The organism is Mucilaginibacter sp. GW821-FHT07H05, from assembly GCF_059418485.1.
On record NZ_JBWKPY010000004.1, the window covers coordinates 473,349 to 491,386 of the forward strand.

Annotated in this window: 18 protein-coding genes; 7 read left to right on the forward strand and 11 right to left on the reverse strand. The window is 44.7% G+C overall.

Features of this window, described 5'->3' with window-relative positions:
- Positions 1–42 precede the first annotated feature (42 nt).
- Positions 43–372 (reverse strand): cupin domain-containing protein, encoded by a 330-nt coding sequence (locus AC07M6_RS13210; protein WP_494890088.1) that lies wholly within the window; start codon positions 370–372, stop codon positions 43–45.
- Between the two features lie 170 nt (positions 373–542).
- Here AC07M6_RS13210 and AC07M6_RS13215 point away from each other — a divergent pair, with 170 nt between their 5' ends.
- The gene (locus AC07M6_RS13215; RefSeq protein WP_494890090.1) at positions 543–752 is read left to right on the forward strand and encodes a hypothetical protein; all 210 of its coding nucleotides are present in this window, start codon (positions 543–545) and stop codon (positions 750–752) included.
- 212 nt (positions 753–964) lie between these two features.
- Entirely contained in the window at positions 965–2,254 is a 1,290-nt protein-coding gene (locus tag AC07M6_RS13220) for a metallophosphoesterase (RefSeq protein ID WP_494890091.1), read from the forward strand.
- 454 nt (positions 2,255–2,708) lie between these two features.
- Here AC07M6_RS13220 and AC07M6_RS13225 read toward each other — a convergent pair whose 3' ends face one another.
- The 4 genes from AC07M6_RS13225 to AC07M6_RS13240 all read right to left on the reverse strand — a co-directional run bounded on the left by AC07M6_RS13225 (position 2,709) and on the right by AC07M6_RS13240 (position 4,923).
- The gene (locus tag AC07M6_RS13225) at positions 2,709–3,350 is read right to left on the reverse strand and encodes an MIP/aquaporin family protein (RefSeq protein WP_494890092.1); all 642 of its coding nucleotides are present in this window, start codon (positions 3,348–3,350) and stop codon (positions 2,709–2,711) included.
- Complete coding sequence (locus AC07M6_RS13230; protein WP_494890093.1) at positions 3,337–3,750, reverse strand: arsenate reductase ArsC; 414 nt, start codon at positions 3,748–3,750, stop codon at positions 3,337–3,339. Before AC07M6_RS13230 ends, AC07M6_RS13225 begins: the two co-directional genes overlap by 14 nt.
- A 257-nt stretch (positions 3,751–4,007) precedes the next feature.
- The gene (locus AC07M6_RS13235; protein ID WP_494890095.1) at positions 4,008–4,544 is read right to left on the reverse strand and encodes a DUF6428 family protein; all 537 of its coding nucleotides are present in this window, start codon (positions 4,542–4,544) and stop codon (positions 4,008–4,010) included.
- 49 nt (positions 4,545–4,593) lie between these two features.
- Complete coding sequence (locus tag AC07M6_RS13240; protein WP_494890097.1) at positions 4,594–4,923, reverse strand: ArsR/SmtB family transcription factor; 330 nt, start codon at positions 4,921–4,923, stop codon at positions 4,594–4,596.
- Positions 4,924–5,044: 121 nt separating this feature from the next.
- Between AC07M6_RS13240 and AC07M6_RS13245 the strand changes: the two genes are divergently transcribed.
- Both AC07M6_RS13245 and AC07M6_RS13250 read left to right on the forward strand, forming a co-directional pair.
- A complete protein-coding gene (locus tag AC07M6_RS13245; RefSeq protein WP_494890099.1) occupies positions 5,045–5,647 on the forward strand; it encodes a TMEM175 family protein in 603 nt (200 codons plus the stop codon).
- 122 nt (positions 5,648–5,769) lie between these two features.
- Entirely contained in the window at positions 5,770–7,998 is a 2,229-nt protein-coding gene (locus tag AC07M6_RS13250) for a T9SS type B sorting domain-containing protein (RefSeq protein WP_494890101.1), read from the forward strand.
- 154 nt (positions 7,999–8,152) lie between these two features.
- Here the strand turns inward: AC07M6_RS13250 and AC07M6_RS13255 are convergent, their stop codons facing one another.
- Together AC07M6_RS13255 and AC07M6_RS13260 are read right to left on the reverse strand one after the other, a co-directional pair.
- Positions 8,153–8,938, reverse strand: coding sequence for a hypothetical protein (locus tag AC07M6_RS13255; RefSeq protein WP_494890103.1), 786 nt, complete (start codon positions 8,936–8,938; stop codon positions 8,153–8,155).
- Positions 8,939–9,004: 66 nt separating this feature from the next.
- A complete protein-coding gene (locus AC07M6_RS13260; RefSeq protein ID WP_494890105.1) occupies positions 9,005–9,724 on the reverse strand; it encodes an RluA family pseudouridine synthase in 720 nt (239 codons plus the stop codon).
- A gap of 188 nt (positions 9,725–9,912) precedes the next feature.
- Here AC07M6_RS13260 and AC07M6_RS13265 point away from each other — a divergent pair, with 188 nt between their 5' ends.
- Positions 9,913–10,440, forward strand: coding sequence for a hypothetical protein (locus tag AC07M6_RS13265; RefSeq protein ID WP_494890107.1), 528 nt, complete (start codon positions 9,913–9,915; stop codon positions 10,438–10,440).
- A gap of 194 nt (positions 10,441–10,634) precedes the next feature.
- Here the strand turns inward: AC07M6_RS13265 and AC07M6_RS13270 are convergent, their stop codons facing one another.
- The 4 genes from AC07M6_RS13270 to AC07M6_RS13285 form a co-directional block, all read right to left on the reverse strand.
- Positions 10,635–11,327, reverse strand: a complete 693-nt coding sequence (locus AC07M6_RS13270; protein WP_494890109.1) for a response regulator transcription factor — start codon at positions 11,325–11,327, stop codon at positions 10,635–10,637.
- Between the two features lie 94 nt (positions 11,328–11,421).
- Positions 11,422–12,546, reverse strand: a complete 1,125-nt coding sequence (locus AC07M6_RS13275) for a redoxin domain-containing protein (RefSeq protein ID WP_494890111.1) — start codon at positions 12,544–12,546, stop codon at positions 11,422–11,424.
- The gene (gatB, locus tag AC07M6_RS13280) at positions 12,547–13,995 is read right to left on the reverse strand and encodes an Asp-tRNA(Asn)/Glu-tRNA(Gln) amidotransferase subunit GatB (protein WP_494890113.1); all 1,449 of its coding nucleotides are present in this window, start codon (positions 13,993–13,995) and stop codon (positions 12,547–12,549) included.
- 247 nt (positions 13,996–14,242) lie between these two features.
- The gene (locus AC07M6_RS13285; RefSeq protein ID WP_494890115.1) at positions 14,243–15,712 is read right to left on the reverse strand and encodes a glycoside hydrolase family 130 protein; all 1,470 of its coding nucleotides are present in this window, start codon (positions 15,710–15,712) and stop codon (positions 14,243–14,245) included.
- Between the two features lie 157 nt (positions 15,713–15,869).
- Here AC07M6_RS13285 and AC07M6_RS13290 point away from each other — a divergent pair, with 157 nt between their 5' ends.
- Together AC07M6_RS13290 and AC07M6_RS13295 are read left to right on the forward strand one after the other, a co-directional pair.
- Complete coding sequence (locus AC07M6_RS13290) at positions 15,870–16,547, forward strand: response regulator transcription factor (protein WP_494890117.1); 678 nt, start codon at positions 15,870–15,872, stop codon at positions 16,545–16,547.
- Between the two features lie 116 nt (positions 16,548–16,663).
- Positions 16,664–17,989, forward strand: coding sequence for a sensor histidine kinase (locus tag AC07M6_RS13295; RefSeq protein ID WP_494890119.1), 1,326 nt, complete (start codon positions 16,664–16,666; stop codon positions 17,987–17,989).
- Positions 17,990–18,038: the final 49 nt, after the last annotated feature.

Sequence of the window (18,038 nt, forward strand, 5' to 3'; positions counted from 1 at the left end):
GCGGCGTAATGACCCGATGACGCGCAGCATAATGACGCGAAGCTATTTATAATCCTCCCGCGCAGGGCTAAAAATATCGATCAGTTTACAATCTGTTATAGCTATACCGCCATGTTCTACATTAGATGGGATAATGCAGTATAGCCCCTTATCCAGCTTTTGCGGGGTGCCGTCCACCGTCATTTCAAACACACCTTCTAATACAAACGACATTTGCTGATGCACATGCCGGTGCAGCGGCACCGAGCAGCCCGCCTTTACCTCAATAAAGTTAACGGTGTTGGTATCGGTATGTATCAGTTTTGAGAAAAAGCCAGGAGCTATTTCCTTTACGGTAATATCAGCAAAGCTGAAGAAAGCGGGGTTGTCCATTTAAGTTGATTGAGTTTGTTAAGTTAATTAGGTGAATAATTGTAGCGTGCAATAACTACTCACCCTAATCAGCCAAACGCTAATATAATAAACGGCAGCTTTTAATCGTTCCCATCCCAAACAAATTGTCCCAACGGGACTTATATAAGTATATATTAAGACAGAACAACATGGCAACCCGCGATATCAAACAACTGAATAAAGGAAAATCGAACCTGTCCGAACATCATCATTACGATTTGAGTGTGATGAAACCTTTTGTAAAATTTGGCATAGGCGCCATGAGCACAATTGCCCACGCGCTGATAGGCATTGTTAAAGCCATCCCTAAGCCGCATGATGATGACCGCAAGCCGGGCAACAAGATTATTAAGATATAAATTTCCAAGTCATGCCGAACTTGTTTCGGCACCCCACGTGCATTGCGAATTTACCCGGTGACGACCTGTATGACGGGATGCTGAAACAAGTTCAGCATGACGATCATACTTACTCATTAACCCATTGAATTATAATTGATAAGTAATCATTTTCGCATTCATTTCCCCCTTTCCTATCGTTTCCCTATTTTGGGAGCAATTCAATTTCGCTTATGCATAACGGGGGTTTTATAAAAGTTTTTTTAATTATCGCGGCCATTACCTTACTCATGGATTGGTATGTATATCACGGCCTGCGCACCTTAACCTTAGACTGGCCCAGCAAGCGCTGGCAAAACAGTATATTATGGGGATACCTGGTACTATCCATCGGGGTTACCGTTTTGTTTATAGGCGGGGTTAGCAGTTTTAGTACCGCCCAGGGCATGCGCCCCTTTCACGAGTACATGCTGAGCCTGTTCCTTACTTTTTTTATCACCAAGCTCATCTTTATCATCGTACTTTTCCTGGGCGATATCGGGCGTTTTTTTACAGGGATCATTAACCATATCGGCAGCAATAAAAACACCGGCGAACGCTATTTCCCTTCGCGCCGCAAATTTATCAGCGAACTGGCCGTGCTGATAGCCGCTATACCCTTTACCGGTTTTATTTATGCGATACTAAGGGGCAAATACGATTATAGGGTACACCGCGAGACTTTATATTTTGAAGACCTGCCGGCCGCTTTTGATGGCTTTACCATTACACAATTATCCGATATCCACTCGGGCAGTTTTGATAATGCCGATGCCGTGCAGCGGGGCATTAACCTGGCCCAGGCGCAAAAAAGTGACCTGTTTGTTTTTACCGGCGATTTGGTAAATAATGCCGCTTTTGAAATAGAACCTTATATCGAACGTTTCCGGCAGCTTAAATCGCCTTTCGGGCAGTTCTCAATTTTGGGTAATCATGATTATGGCGATTATATCCATTGGAGCAGCGAGGCCGAAAAAGCCGCCAACCTGCAGCAGCTAAAGGCTAACCATTGGGCTATGGATTATAGGCTGATGCTGGATGAAAATGTAACGCTTGAAAAAGACGGACAGACCATTTCCCTAATCGGTGTGCAAAACTGGGGACACGGCTTTAAAAAAGTAGGCGATCTGGATAAAGCGCTGAGAGGTGTCGATCCAAAAGCATTCAAGATACTGCTCTCGCACGATCCAACCCATTGGGAAGAAGTGGTGAAGAAACACCCGGCCAATATCCACCTAACCCTATCGGGGCATACGCATGGGGCCCAGTTTGGTATCGAGGCCGCCGGTTTACGCTGGAGCCCGGTACAATACCGCTATGCCCATTGGAGCGGCCTGGCCAAATACAAAAGTCGCTACCTGTATATTAACCGCGGCTTCGGCTTCCTGGCATTCTCGGGCCGCTTAGGCATTTGGCCGGAAATCACCGTACTCACACTAAAGAAAGGGCCATCGGCTAAATCATCGCCGGTTGAACCGGTTTAGTAGTATAGATAATATATCGGGGGAAGTTAATCCTGCTATGGTTTTTTGTCTATATTTATTTGATGGGTGCTAAATGGAAATATTTTTTTTTCGGGTTATGTATAAGCACGGCTGCAATAATACTTAGTTTTTATATTTTTAATAGCCGCACAGAGATTATTGTCGTTATTTCTTTGATGTTTATTATTTCCTTAGCGGTTACAGTAGCCAACCCCGAAAAGCGCCAAATGGGCAAATGGGTATTTTTGGGTATAATTACATCAATACCTATAGCGTTTATGTTACTTACGATCATATTAATGATCGTTGGCATTCATTAGATAATATTAAGTTCCCCACCTGCTTGCTTTCCTTTTATCTCATGACGGCCGGAGGCCGGAAAATAGTTGTCACCCGGCAAGAGCCGGGCGACTGCGGAAAGTGAAATCCCTAAATAAATCCAGGATAACCTATTTTATACTAATTTGTGATATAAACTTGCCAACCCCGCTCCCAATACCGGTGCAACTAAATAGATCCACAAAGCAGATAACTGCCCCGATACCAATGCCGGGCCAATACTGCGTGCCGGGTTCATGGAGGCCCCGCTGATGGGCCCTGCAAACAGGGCTTCCAGCATTACAGTTGCGCCAATGGCTAATCCGGCCAATATTCCTGTCTCTTTTGCGCCTTGTGATGTCTTCAATATCACCAGCATCAGGATAAAGGTTAGGATCACCTCCAGCACAAACGATTGCAGCATACTGCCTGATGGGATAGTGCCGCCCAAACCTGCATCTACCGGGAATAATAACTTCAATACGCCGCTGGCTGCTATTGCCCCTGCTATCTGCACTAAAATATAAGGGATCACCAGCTTTTTGGGGAACAGGCCCGAAACGGTAAACCCAATGGTAACCGCCGGGTTAATGTGCGCGCCCGATTCGCTGCCGAAGCTATAGATCATAGCGATAACAATTAACCCGAACACCGCCGACACTCCGGCATGGCCGATAATCCCATGGGTTTGGTGATTGACAATTACCGCGCCTGTACCGCAAAATACCAGGCAAAAAGTGCCGGCAAATTCGGCGATGTAGCGCTTATAGTTCTGCATCAATTAATTGCCGGCTATAGTCTTTTATCATGTCCCGCACCCGTTTAAATTCCTGCATAACTTCTTCTGGCGTACCGGTGGCTTTAGCCGGATCAGGAAAGTTATGGTGCACCTTTTTAGCTTTGGTTGGGAAGTAGGGGCAGCTTTCTTTAGCGTTATCGCATACGGTAAACACCAGGTCGAAATCAACATCCAGGTACTCGTTCACATTGTTTGATGTGTGCCCGGATATATCAATCCCATCATCGGCCATTACGGCAATAGCTTTAGGGTTAACGCCGTGGGTCTCTATCCCCGCGCTATAAATTTTGGCCCGGTCGCCGGCAAAATGACGCAGGTAGCCCTCGGCTATCTGGCTGCGGCAACTATTGCCGGTACATAATACTAATATATTTTTCATTTATTTAATTGTGATTTTAATACCGCCCATAGTGTTGAACTATGGGCAACGCTGTACTTAATGCCTTCTATGCCCCAGCGGGGCTACCTGTTTATAGTAACCCGACAATGATTTTAATGCCTCGTAGAGGCTACCCTCATATGCTCCAACGTAACTTTAGGGTAGCACCTACGGCGCAGTTCCATTCTTGTGTACTGTTCTACAAACAGGTAGCACCTACGGTACATAAGGCCTGCAAGTTATATTATCGCATATAGTTAACAACATCCTCCGCCCGGCGTGCAACAAGCATCGGCTTGCGCGAGGTTAATCATCTGTAATTTGGGTTTGGCCGGTGCACAGCATTCATCTTCGGCAGGGCCGCAGCTGCCGCCCCTGTCCTGTGCCTTGCATTGTACCGTATCAGGGCGCAGATCCACCACCAGCTCGCCATTTTGTACGCCGATATTATTGGGCAGCATTTGCCGGGTATCAAAAGCGGCGTTGCCAAATTCTATTTTCACTATGGCATCCTCGGTAAGCGGCAGGGCTTTCTCTACAATAGCTACTATGGATAAGGCTTTTGCCACCTTCATAGCCCGCTCCTGCTGCTGGCCGGCGGGTTCCCAAAGCTGCACAATCACTTCTGTCCATTGGTTTATCACGCCGCCGCAATCAACCGAGGTAATAGGCGCCTGCTTAATTTCGGTAATATGGTAAGCCGCGTTTACACGCTGGCTTGCAGCGTATTGAAATTGCAGGTCCAGTTCGGGATGTTGCTCCAAAACTGTTTTAAATTCTCTCCAGGTCATCATATATTTATCTATTTAATCGCAATATTGCGATATTTATACTCAAAAAATTTTAACAGCACGACTTTACTTCCTGGTAATTACCAAAAAAACTGTTCAGTTCTCCCCGTAATAAATTCCAGGCGTTGGGTTCGATACAGTAACACACGCTTACCCCCTCAATAGTACCTTGTATCAGCCCGGCGCTTTTTAATTCTTTCAGGTGTTGCGATATGGTGGCTTGTGCCAATCCCAGTTCATCCACCAGGTCGCCGCAGATACAGGCCTTGGCCTGAATGATCTGCTGCAGGATAGCAATCCGTGCCGGATGTGCCAATGCTTTCAGCATAAGTGCCAGGCGGTTTTGCTCGTCGGTGAAGATCTCTGTTTTAGTAGCGCCCATATATATCGCAATATTACGATGTATATTTGAGAAATGCAAGGCTGTGGCCCCTAAAGGGATTAAATTGACAAAAAAATCATTCCGCCTTTAGCGGGGTCAGGGGGTTTATTATATTTACCTTATGAAAAAAAGCCGCCTGGAAGCATTTAGCGACGGAGTTATAGCCATTATCATTACCATTATGGTGCTGGAACTGAAAGTGCCGCATCATGATGATATCCTTGACTTACTACCCATGTGGCCTGTGTTTTTAAGCTACGTGCTCAGCTTTATATATGTGGGCATATACTGGAACAATCACCATCATATGATATACGCCGTGGATACCATTAACGGCAGGGTGCTTTGGGCTAACCTTAACCTGCTATTCTGGCTGTCGCTGGTACCTTTTGTTACCGCCTGGATGGGTGAAAGCCATTTTAGCCAATGGCCTGTTTTTGCCTACGGTTGTGTATTATTTATGAACGCCATTGCCTATACTATACTGGCGCGGCTGCTGGTAAAACAGGCGGGGCCGCATTCGGCTTTGGCGCTGGCTATGGGTGAGGACTGGAAAGGCAAGCTATCTATTTGTATTTATGCTTCGGCTATCCTCATTTCTACATTTTACCCGTGGGCCAGTTTGGGCCTGTATTGGATAGTAGCGGTGATATGGTTTATACCCGATACCCGGATTGAGCGGAAGCTGACCTCCCAACCCCATAAAGAGGGAACTAACTTATAATACAAAACCAGATAAATATCCCTATTACAGGCACTTCTGCTATGAAATTTTGGAATGGATTGTTGCCCGAACCAATTATTAATTATATTTGATATGCGGCTATTGGCCGGAGGGTAAACATAATGCGTTTTAAAGGGCTGTATCTGGTTTTTATTGTTCTGCTGACTGCGCGTATAGTGTTTGCGCAAACACTGGGATGTCCACTTAACATAGGATTTGAAGATGGTACTTTTAGCAATTGGAAATGCTATACTGGCACGTTAGTGTACAACCAGGGGGATGAAAATGCTCCTGCTTTAATTACCCCTTCTTTGGTTGCAGATGAGTCTGCACGACATTTAATGTATACCAATACATCACCTCAAAGTCTTGATCCCTATGGAGGTTTTCCGGTAAATTGTCCAAATGGCAGTAACCACTCTATTCGTTTAGGTAATAATTTAACAAGTGGAAATGGCCGTACAAACCCGGCTTATTATGAAAGAGCAACGTATGATTTTATTGTACCTAATGATGATTACACGCTGATATGCTATTATGCTGTAGTGCTTCAGGATTATAACCATCCAGAAACATTGCAGCCAAAACTGATCGCAAAAGTCCATAACCTGGACGACCCGAGCGATGATGATAAGCAATGCGGGAAGTTTTACTTTTATGCCAGTGGCGCGCTTAACGGATTTACGGTTTCGGGCATAGATAGAACTGTATTTTATAAGCCATGGTCGGCCTTGGTTATGAAAATATCTAACCGTAAGGGCAAGCGCTTTCAACTGGATTTCACTACACACGATTGCAGCCAGGGAGCCCATTTTGGTTATGCCTATCTTGATTTTAATGAAGCTAATTGCAACTCGCCAATTACGGGGAATGAATACTGTTCCGGGCAAAGTACGATTACCCTTACTGCTCCTCCGGGCTTTGAAACTTATAAATGGACTAATAGTGCAGATAGTGTATTAAGCACAATGCCCACTCTTAAACTTACTTCACCGTTGCCGCCCGATGGCACAATATACAACCTGCAAATTACACCATATAATGGTTTGGGTTGTGCAAACGCGTTTACTACCAGTATCCGAAAAAGAGATGAAGTATATGACTTGCAGGTGGTGCCATCTATGTCGGGATGTAAAGCTGATGGTATTGATTTAACACAGGCATCGGTAACTGCCGGAAGCAGCCCCGGGATGAAATTTGAGTATTATACAGACGCGGAAGGGCAGGAATTTTTATCGGATCCTAAAATGGTAACCGAAAGTGGGGATTATTATATCAGAGGTACCAATGCTTATGGTTGTACCGATATTAAACCAATACATTTAGACCTATACAAAGGCGCGGATATAACCATTGCGGCACATCCCCCTATTTGCGCGCCAGCAACTTATGACCTGACAGCCCTGCCCAGTACCGGCAGCGTAGTAACTTATAGTTATTATAAAGATGTTACCCTTAAAACACCGATCCTTTTATCAGAGGCAAAAGCAATCAGCAAAAGCGGGCGCTATTATATTAAGGCAACCAGCTATGGGGTACCATGCGTTACTGTTGAACCGGTAGACTTAATTATTAGCCCCTTGCCTATTATTCCAACCGATACAACCAGGTACGGCAGTTGCCCGCCACTTGATTTAAATAGGGCCATCAATAACGTTGGTGATAATGCGGTGGGTGTTACTTATAAATTTTACTCGGATAAGGACGGCACTAAAGAGGTTACTGAACTCAGCAATATTACCATCAGCGGTTTATATTGGTATAAAGCTGTTAACCAGTACGGCTGCGAAAGCGATCACTTAGCGCCTATCAGGGCCACCGTTTATCCAACCCCCACCTTCAAAGTGACCGACCCTGCCCCTGTTGTTTACCCGCAAACCATTAACCTGGCCGATACGCATATCCCCCTCACCTATGCCGATTTTACTTACTGGAAAAATGCCGCCGCTACCACGCCGCTGGATAATTACCGAACCATCAGCGAAAGCGGTACTTATTACATTAAGGCGGTTAACGCTACCGGCTGCATCATCATTAACGCGGTACATGTGCTGATAAACGCCCCGCCCGAGAGCGATTTAATTGTAAGCAATACCTTTACCCCCAACGGCGATGGTATTAACGACGAATTCAGGCCCGTTATACAGGGCATTACCACGCTTAATTATATTAAGATATTTAACCGCTACGGTAAAGAGATCTTCCAAACCAAGCAACTTTATAACCGCTGGAACGGCACCTACGATGGTAAACCCGAGCCCGCCGGTACTTACTACTGGCTCTTCAGCGCCTATGATATCTTTCGCAAAAAGCTGGTGATGAAATCGGGGAGTGTGACGATTATCAGGTAGGAAATGTGCAGATGCGGGGATATGCAGATATGCAAATGAACTCCAAATTGTCATTGCGAGGAGCCTAATGGAATGGTGTGATGGGGCGACGCGGCAATCTCGTAGTTTGCTCTTTATGCTACGACATGGCCACGCTATAGCTGAATGACATGTTTTATGACTTAGGCTTTGCCACAAACTCTGCATAACACTTCCTGATGTACCTCACCATTTCATAGGCCGTCATCTTTTTTGCCTGTGCGGGCGATGGCTGGTAGCGGTCCATAAAGGTTAGCAGCGAATCGCCTTTTAACGTGGTTAAACTCATCACTTTTTCCTGTGAGAAGGCGTGCCCTACAAAGTTATTGGCCTCGTCTTTTAACAGCATTTGCTGTAGTTTAGATTTTTTATCTTTCTTTTTTGAAAGAAAACTTACCAGCCGCAACACATCAAAACCCACAATGTTGGTCGTATTATTGGGCACATCTATATAATTATATGGCACGTATGCCGATGGATTTATAGTGGTAAATACATCCGTCACTTTCATGGGCTTGTAGGCAAACACACTGGCAAACTCTTTCCGCATGCGGGCGGAATCAGCCTTAGCGTTACGATTAGACCTGATTGTTACCTCTTTCAAGACATATGAGATAGGCTGCAGGTAGATCACCATGGTATCCTTACGGTTTATGGCAGCCGGTTTAAAAGCATAATAAGCATAGCCCGCACAGTTAATGCGTACACTGTCGCCGGCTTTTATCCCGTTAAGGGTAAACAGGCCATAAGCATTGGTTTGTGTAAAGCTACCGCCGGAAGATACGGTAGCATGGCCCAGCGGCATGCGGGTCAGTTCGCCCATTACCAGGCCAGTCAGGCGCTGGGCATAAATCGGCCCGGCCAGCAACAGCATTAATAAGGCAAGCGTTAATTTCATTTCAGCCGATGAATGGATCTTCATCGGCTAAGTTAATGCTTTACAGCCTGATCAGATGCGTTTTAACAAATATTAACAAGGTAGCGTAACCTAACTATCAAACTTATCCAGCAGCTTCAATAGCGTTTCAAAATCTTTAGGGTACGGGGCATGGATAGTTACTTCTTTGCCATCCAACAGCTTAAAGCTTACTTCGTAGGCGTGCAGGGCAAAGCGTTTCATAATCGGCATTTCTTCCTGGTCTTTTCCCAAATGATATTTACGCTTGAGGGCCGAGAGGAATACCGGCTTGCCGCGATACATTTCATCACCGGCGATAATAGCCTGCTGACTGGCCAGGTGGATCCGGATCTGGTGCATACGGCCTGTTACGGGTTTACACTCTACCAGGGTATAATGCTTAAAAAAACGCAGCGATTTAAACCAGGTTTCGGCGCGTTTGCCATCCTGGCGATTGATAGATACATTACCCTTGCCTGTATTCAGGATAGGCAGGTCGATAAACAGATCCTCGAAAACGTGGGTACCCTCAATAATGGCATGATAGATCTTTTTAACCTGGCGCTTTTCAAACTGCATAGATACCGAGCGGTAGGCTTCAGGATTTTTGGCGATAATCAGCGCGCCTGAAGTTTCCTTATCCAGGCGATGGCATACCTGGGCATCGTCCGAGTATTGTTTGGCCATGCGCAGCATATTGATCTCGCCGCCCTCCCGCTCATCCAGCGAGCTGATGAATGGCGGTTTGTTCACCACAATTACATCGTCATTTTCGAATAAGATCAGGTCGGCAAATTTTGGAATCTTCATATCAATTATCAACGGATTGTTTATTATTTAAGTCAATGCATAAACAATACCGCTATGTTTCAACCGGCAAAAATACGCTTAATAAACCAAAATATTTAACCCCTGTGCTTCAAAACAAAGCAAACAGGAGATTGGCATGGTTATTATCCTTTTTTATACCTATCAAAAACCTATAAAAAATATATACGATGAGCACAAATAACAATCAACCTGAAGAAAAAGGATTTTTTGAAAAGGTTAAAGAAACCATCTCCGAACTATGGGAAGGCACCACCGAAAAAGCAGAAGATTTAAAAGAAGCGGCCGAAGAAAAGTATGAGGACTTAAAAGATAAACTAACCGCCAAAAAGAAACCCGTTGCCAAAAAAGCTGCAACTGCTAAAGCAAACGCATCTGCTAAAGCTGACAAGGCCGTAGCGGGCGCCAAAACTAAAGTGGCTGAAGTAAAAGCTAAAACTGATAAAGCAGTAGCCAGCGCTAAATCAGCAACCACAAAAGCTGCTGATAAAGCTAAAGCAACTGCTGCAAAAGTGAGTGATAAAGCTAAAACAACAACTGCAAAGGCAGTAGACAAAGCAAAAGACACTGGCGCTAAAGCATCGGCCAAACTAAGTACCGCAGTTGCCGGTGTTAAGAAAACCGCCGCTGCAAAAGCTGATAAAACTGCTACTGCGGTTAAAAAGAAAACTACTGCGGCTAAGAAATCGGCAGCTTAATATCAATTGTCATTGCGAGGAGCAAGGTGGGAATTGTGTGATGGAGCGACGTGGCAATCTCGTAGTTTGATTTGCGTACTACGAGATTGCCGCGCTATCGCTCGCAATGACAGGTATTAGATAACAGAAAAGGAGTTCCATTGGAACCCCTTTCTGTTATCTCACGTCTCAAATCTAATATCTCACATCTAAACTTACGATAACTCAAACTTATAGCCTACCCCTTTTACGGTTGATACATAAGTTTCGCCCAGTTTTTCCCTGATCTTGCGGATGTGGACGTCGATGGTACGGTTGGTTACCACTACCGAATCTTCCCAGATGTTTTTTAATATCACCTCGCGGGTGTAAACCTTGCCGGGTTTGGCCGCCAGCAGGTACAATAGTTCAAATTCTTTTTTGGCTAAAACCACCTTGTTGCCACCCTGAAAAACCAGGTAAGCTTCGCGGTCTATCACCAGATCGCCAATCTCCAGCTTATTATCGGCCACCTCTTCAGGGGCCGAGTTGCGGCGCAGGATAGCGTTAATACGGCTTACCAGCGCGCGGGGCTTAATAGGTTTGGCTATATAATCATCGGCGCCTACGTTAAAACCGGCAATTTCCGAATACTCCTCGCTGCGGGCCGTCAGAAAAACCATAAAGGTGGTTTTAAACTCGGGCATGGTGCGCATAATACGGCAAGCTTCTATGCCATCCATCTTAGGCATCATAATATCCAGAACAATCAGGTCTGGTTGTACTTTTTTAGCTTCGGCAACGGCCTCCTGCCCATTACGGGCGGTATATACCTGGTAACCTTCTTTTTTAAGGTTGTATTCAATTAGTTCCAGTATATCGGGTTCATCGTCAACAATTAATATCTTCTGCTTTGATGATGTGCTCATGAGGTTGAATTTTTGTATAAAAGTACCTGCTTTAATGCACTAAAGCGTTAAGTGTGTATTAACAAATTGTTAAACGTTATTTTATCCTAACTTGTTATTGATCTTTATTAAACGTTTTGTTTAAAAATTTTTCAAGATCGGGCCCCGTCAGGTTCTTTGCAACGATAATTCCCTGCGGATCTATCATGTAATTTGCGGGGATAGCCTGTATCCTGTAAAGCTTCTCGGTAGGGCCATTCCACTTTTGTAATTCAGATGCCTGCGCCCAGGTCATGTTCATATCTTTCACCGCTTTTTCCCATGGCTGCTTTTCTTCATCTAAGGAAATACCCAATATTTCCAGCCCTTTACCTTTATAGGCTGCGTATTGCTTCACCACATTCGGCATTTCCTGCCGGCAGGGGCCACACCATGATGCCCAAAAATCAAGCAGTACGTATTTACCTTTATAATCGGCCAGTTTAATGGGCTTACCATCCAATCCGGCAATTGTAAACTCTGGCGCTTTATGGCCGACAGATAACGGCTTAATTTCTTCCATCTGTTTCAGAAACTGCTGCACAGCCAGGTTACCTTTAAAATTATCTTTAATGTTCTCGGCGTAAACTACCAGTTGCGGCTCGTACTTGTTTTGATCGAGCGAGGTAACGGCGTAAAAAGATGCCAGCGAGGTTTTATTAGCGTTAACAAATTTCAGCACCGCGGCGCTGTAATCGTCCTGTACAGCCATAAACAGCGGCCGGTAAACGTTGGTCAGCGAGTCCGACTCGCGGCCTATTTTCTCGGCTTTTTCCTGGTATTCGGCAGCTAACTTGCTGTTACGTTCGCCAAAAACATTGCCCAGTTTATTAAACTCCTGTATTTTTTCCGACTCAAGCGAACCTGTAATGGTGTAAACGTGCTGACTATCGTCTAAATTGGTTTTAAAGTTGATATCCTGGCCATTCTCGGCTATTACATCAAATATGCTGCTGCCAATACGCAGTTTGTACAGGTTAGCAAAAGGCCCGGCATGTTTAAACTGAAACTTGCCGTCCTCGCTCAGGTTGGTCGAGTCTACCAGATTTATTTTAGTACTGTCGGCTTCCAGCAGGTAAACCTTTTTCACCTTGCCGGGATGCTCTACCGTACCCGATAGATTAAACACACCGCTATCCTTGCACGATGTGATCACCATAACTAACAGGGCCGCGCTGTAAATTAAAATACGTTTGTTCATCTAATTATTTTCTAATGCTTTTACAAGCAGTTGGTTTGTTTTCTGCGGATCAATTTTTCCTTTCGATTGTTTCATGATCTCGCCCATGAATAATCCTAAAACGCCTTTTTTGCCTTTGCGGTATTCGGTTACTTTGTCGGGAAACTTGGCCAAGGCTTTCAAAATAAACTCATTCAGTTCATCCCCGCTTTCGCTGATGAAAAGGTTAAGGTCGGTTGCCAGTTGTGCGGCAGATTTACCCGTATTCTTTAACAATTCGGGCAGGAGCTTATGACCGGCAATAGTATGGTTAATTTTGCCCTCGTCTACCAGTTTAATCATCCCTGCCAGGTCTTCCGGCTTTAAAGCAATGTCCGAGCTATCATCTATCACCGCCTTTAATGGCCCCATCAGCCAGTTAGCCGCGGCTTTGTAGTTGGTGGTGTATTTAATCACCGCCTCAAAATACTGCGCCAAATGATAATCGTTGGTGATCACCGAAGCATCATAGGCCGACAGTCCGAATTGCGTTGTATATTTTTGAAACAGCTCGCCCGGCAGGGCAGGCATTTCGGCACGGATACTGTCGATATATTCCCTGGTCAATACCAAAGGCGGCAGATCGGGTTCGGGGAAGTAGCGGTAATCGTTAGCCATTTCCTTTGATCGCAGTACCGATGTTTCGCCGGTATCGGCATCAAAGTTCAGGGTGTTTTGATCTATACGACCGCCGTTCTCAATCACGCTGATCTGGCGTTGAAACTCGTGTTCAATAGCACGCTGTACGTTACGGATGGAGTTCAGGTTCTTCACCTCGCAGCGGTTACCATATTCGGCAGCGCCTTTCAGGCGTACGGATATATTGGCATCGCAACGCAGGCTGCCCTCTTCCATATTGCCATCGCAAATATCCAGGTAACGCACCAGCTTGCGGATCTCGGTCAGGTACTGCCCGGCTTCCTCTGCACTGCGCAGATCGGGTTCGGATACGATCTCGATCAGCGGAACGCCGGCGCGGTTCAGGTCGATCAGCGAATCGGCATTGTGCTGGTCGTGCATGCTTTTGCCGGCATCTTCCTCTAAGTGGATATGGTGTATGGCGATATCCTTTTTACTGCCATCGCTTAACATAACCGGCACCCGGCCGCCTAAGCAGATAGGCGCCTGGTCCTGGCTGATCTGATAGCCTTTCGGCAGATCGGCATAGAAATAGTTTTTACGGGCGAAATGATTATTCAGGTTGATTTCGCAATGGCAGGCTAAACCCATCTTTACGGCATAAGCTACCGCCTTTTTATTCAGGAACGGCAGGGTGCCCGGGTGGCCCAGCGATACCATGCTGACATGCTGATTAGGCCCGGCGCCATAAGCAGCCGAATCGGCCGAGAAAATTTTGCTTTGGGTAGATAGCTGCGCGTGTACCTCTAACCCAACAACCAATTCGTATTTATCGCTTACAGAAATTTCCATAACAAGTAGATAGTGCGCAGCTTAATTTGTATTGAGGTCAAAAATATAATTTTTAATCGGATTACCGAAGATGTAAGCATAGAGATCATTAACACACAACCGGTAGCCGGATGATAAAATGCAGGTGCACCTGTTAGCCCATGCCAGCCAAAAGCATCCAAATAGCTAAGGAAATATTAAATTAACGCTATTACCGCAACGGACGGCCATAAAATTGCCGTGCCCTGATTACATTTAAACAGGATTGTTATGCCGGTCCGTCCTCTAACAATTTATTCACCAGCGCATCCATATCCACCTCGGCAAACGAAGTAGAGTAATCGGACAGACCATAAGGAATGATCAATTTGTTATTGTGTACGATAGATCCGCAGGAGTAAAGTACGTTGGGCACATAACCTTCGCGTTCGTCGGTGTTTGGTATCAGCAGCGGCTCTTTTAAGCGGCCTATTTCTTTGGTGGGGTCTTCAAGGCCCAGCAGACTGGCACCTAACACATAGCGGCGCATAGGGCCTACGCCATGGGTGATAACTACCCAGCCTTTTTCGGTTTCAATCGGCGATCCGCAGTTACCTATCTGGATAAACTCCCAGCTGAATTTTGGTTTTTGCAGCAGGATGGGCTTTTCCCATATATTGATCTTATCCGAATACATGATATAGTTATTGCAGCCATCAATACGCGATATCATGGCGTACTTGCCATTAATTTTTCGGGGGAACAGTGCCAGGTTTTTGTTTTGCGCGCCATCGCCATACAGGGGCATAATCCGGAAATCGTAAAAATCCTTGGTTTGCAGCAGCTTAGGCATAATCAGCGATCCGTCGTAAGCCGTATATGTGGCATAATAAACAAAACTGCCATCATCGTTCACAAACTTCACAAAACGGGCATCTTCAATTCCCTTACGCTCGTATTCGGATATGGGGAATATTACCCTGTCGGATATATCGGTATCCAGCGAAAAAACGATCTCGTAATAGCTATCGGCCAGCCAAAGTATTTTATCATACTCCAGCTTATTCATATCCACTTCCTGTAAGTTTTGCGAGTCCTGAATAATGCGGCGCAACGTGGCATATTCAAAATGATGATCCAGCTTTTGCTCTACCTCGCGCAGCACATCAACATTAATCTGTGTGGTTACCGCCTTCTCAAAAAACAGCTTTTTGTTATAAACGGCATTACGTACAATTTCGGCCTCGTCGATATAATCACCGGCTGGTATAACGGTAATATTATTGTTTTTATCCAGCATAGCCCTGCGGAAGGTAATAGACGAGATATGCCCTTCGCCTACCGCCCTGAAGCTGATGATCACCCGGCGCTCGCCGTCTTCCAGTTCGCTTTGGTCGGGGTCGTCTACAATAGACGGGTTAAAAAATGCTGCCGACTCGATCGAGTATTCATGCGTAAAGTACGATCCTACCAATAGTTTGCGATATACGGTCAGGGTATCAAAATCAATGCTCAACTCGGCAAATAAGCTTTTCAGCTTGCTGCAATGGCGGTTGAGTACCCGGGTAATATTACGGTGTCTTTTAGAATACTCCTGCAATAAGGGCGAGACGATGCTAAAAGCTTCATCTTCGGTAATATCCATCACACGTTCAATTACTTCTTTTGCCCTTTCATTACCATTGAAAAAAAACCGGGCTATTACACGTTTGGAATCGGGATTTACTTTTACGGGCTTACGTTCGATGGAAAGTCTCATACAAAAAAACAAGTTTAATCATTAACACCGTTTGTGCTAAATTGATTTGAACAATTTTACAACCTTTAACCGAAAAAAAGCACCAGTTGTAACATATATATTTACAAGACAAATTCCACCCGCTATAAGTTTTAGGTTTTTGTAAATTGCACCCATTATGAATGTACTGATTGTTGAGGACGAGAAAAGCCTGGCACTTGAAATTGATGAATTTTTGAGCCGCGAAGGATTTACAGTAGAACATGCCCGCACACGTAAAACGGCCGAGGAGAAGATATTTGTTAATAATTACGATTTTATACTGCTGGACCTGGGCCTGCCCGACAGCGACGGCTTCGACCTGCTGAAGATGTTTAAGAAACTGCCCGAACGCCATGATGCAGTAATTATATTAACCGCCCGCGGCGCTGTGGACGACCGTATTAAAGGACTGGAAGAGGGCGCCGACGATTACCTGCCCAAGCCGTTCAGTTTAAACGAGTTGCTGGCCCGCATACATGCCATTACCCGCCGCAAGCATAAGCTGGAAAGCAACGAGATCAACATCAATAGCTTCCGTGTAAACATTCAAAACCGGACGGTTTATTATAACGATGAGCGCATTAACCTCACCAAAAAAGAATTTGATATTTTTAACTACCTGGTGCTGAATAAAAACAGGGTAATATCGCGCACTAACCTTACCGAGCATGTTTGGGGCGATGTACTGGAGATCAACTCCGACTCGAACTTTGTGGATGTGCATGTTAAAAACCTGCGTAAAAAACTATCGGCTTTTGCCCCGGTAGATTGGTTTGAAACGGTGCGAAGTGTTGGCTATCGGATAAATATATAGTTTTAGTTGATTAGTTAATTAGAGATTGGTTGACCCGAAATTCTAACAATTTGATAACTAATAACCCCTTTAATGCCATTAATTAACTGATCAAGTATTCACTAATTAACTACCTCATGAAGCTACAGCTTAAACTGGCCCTGTACAATACGTTAACCAAAATTGCGGTTATCCTGTTTACGGGCTTAATTACCCTGCTGGCTATCGAGAAAATATCCTATAACCATATTGAACGCCGGCTGGAGGCCGGAAAAAAGGAGAAGATAAAAAGCCTGTCTTCGGCCGAGATTAACGGCTACCTGAATGAAAAACAAGCCTACATTGATTATAATTTACTGAAAGACGAATATATCCTCATTAAACCCCTGCCCTATCAGGCTAACCCGTCAACCTTGTCTCATTTCCGCACCAGCACGCAAAACCTGGATAATAACCGTGTAGAAACTTACCATATCCTAAGCACCCGACTAAATTTTAAAAACCATACCTACCTGCTGGAAATTGGCGAAAGTATTGAAACCATTGAAGACCTGAAAACCATTATTAAACAGTTTACCTTAGTGGTTTTAATTATTGCCCTGGGCTTAACCCTGGCCAGCGACCTGATATTCACCAAATACCTGCTGAAACCATTTTATAAGATCATTGACCGTAAGCTGATTAAAGTGAACGATCCGCTGAATTTTGATTATGAAAAGGTAAAAACCACTACCCAGGATTTTAACCTGCTGGACGATAGCATCAGCCTGCTGATGAAAAAAATAACTGACCTGTTTTTGCTGGAAAAGCAATTTATTGCCAATGTATCGCATGAGTTATTGACGCCGATCTCCATCATCAGTACTCGTCTGGAAAACCTGATGCTGCAGGAAAAAATGAGTGAGGAAGCCGAAAACAAGCTATTTGCCTCATTAAAAACACTCAACCGCTTAAAATCTATCATTAACAGCTTACTGCTGATATCTAAAGTAGAGAACAACCAGTTTAATAAAAACGACGAGGTTAAAATTGCCGATGTGATATCGGAAATAATGGAAGAACTGGAAGACCGGGTAGAGGCCAAGCGCATTCAATATTATAACCGCATGATCTATCAATACAGCATGACCGCCAACCGCGCGCTGATACATACCCTGCTGTTTAATATTATTAACAATGCCATTAAATACAATAACAATAAGGGCCACATTGTTATTTCGGACGATGTAAGCCACAACAATTACTTATTACAAATTGCTGATACCGGCGCCGGAATGGGGCCCGAACAAATAGAAAAAGCTTTTAACCGTTTTGAAAAACTGGAAAGCGATGAAATGGAAAGCTTTGGCCTGGGGCTGGCTATTGTAAAAAGTATTGCCACATTCCACAATATCAGTATCGACATACAATCCGACAAAGGCAGGGGCACCACTTTTATCCTGACATTTAACAGCCGCGGATAAACTTCACCAAATCTTCATATAGTGTGGCGATATTGCCTAAGTTTTAGTT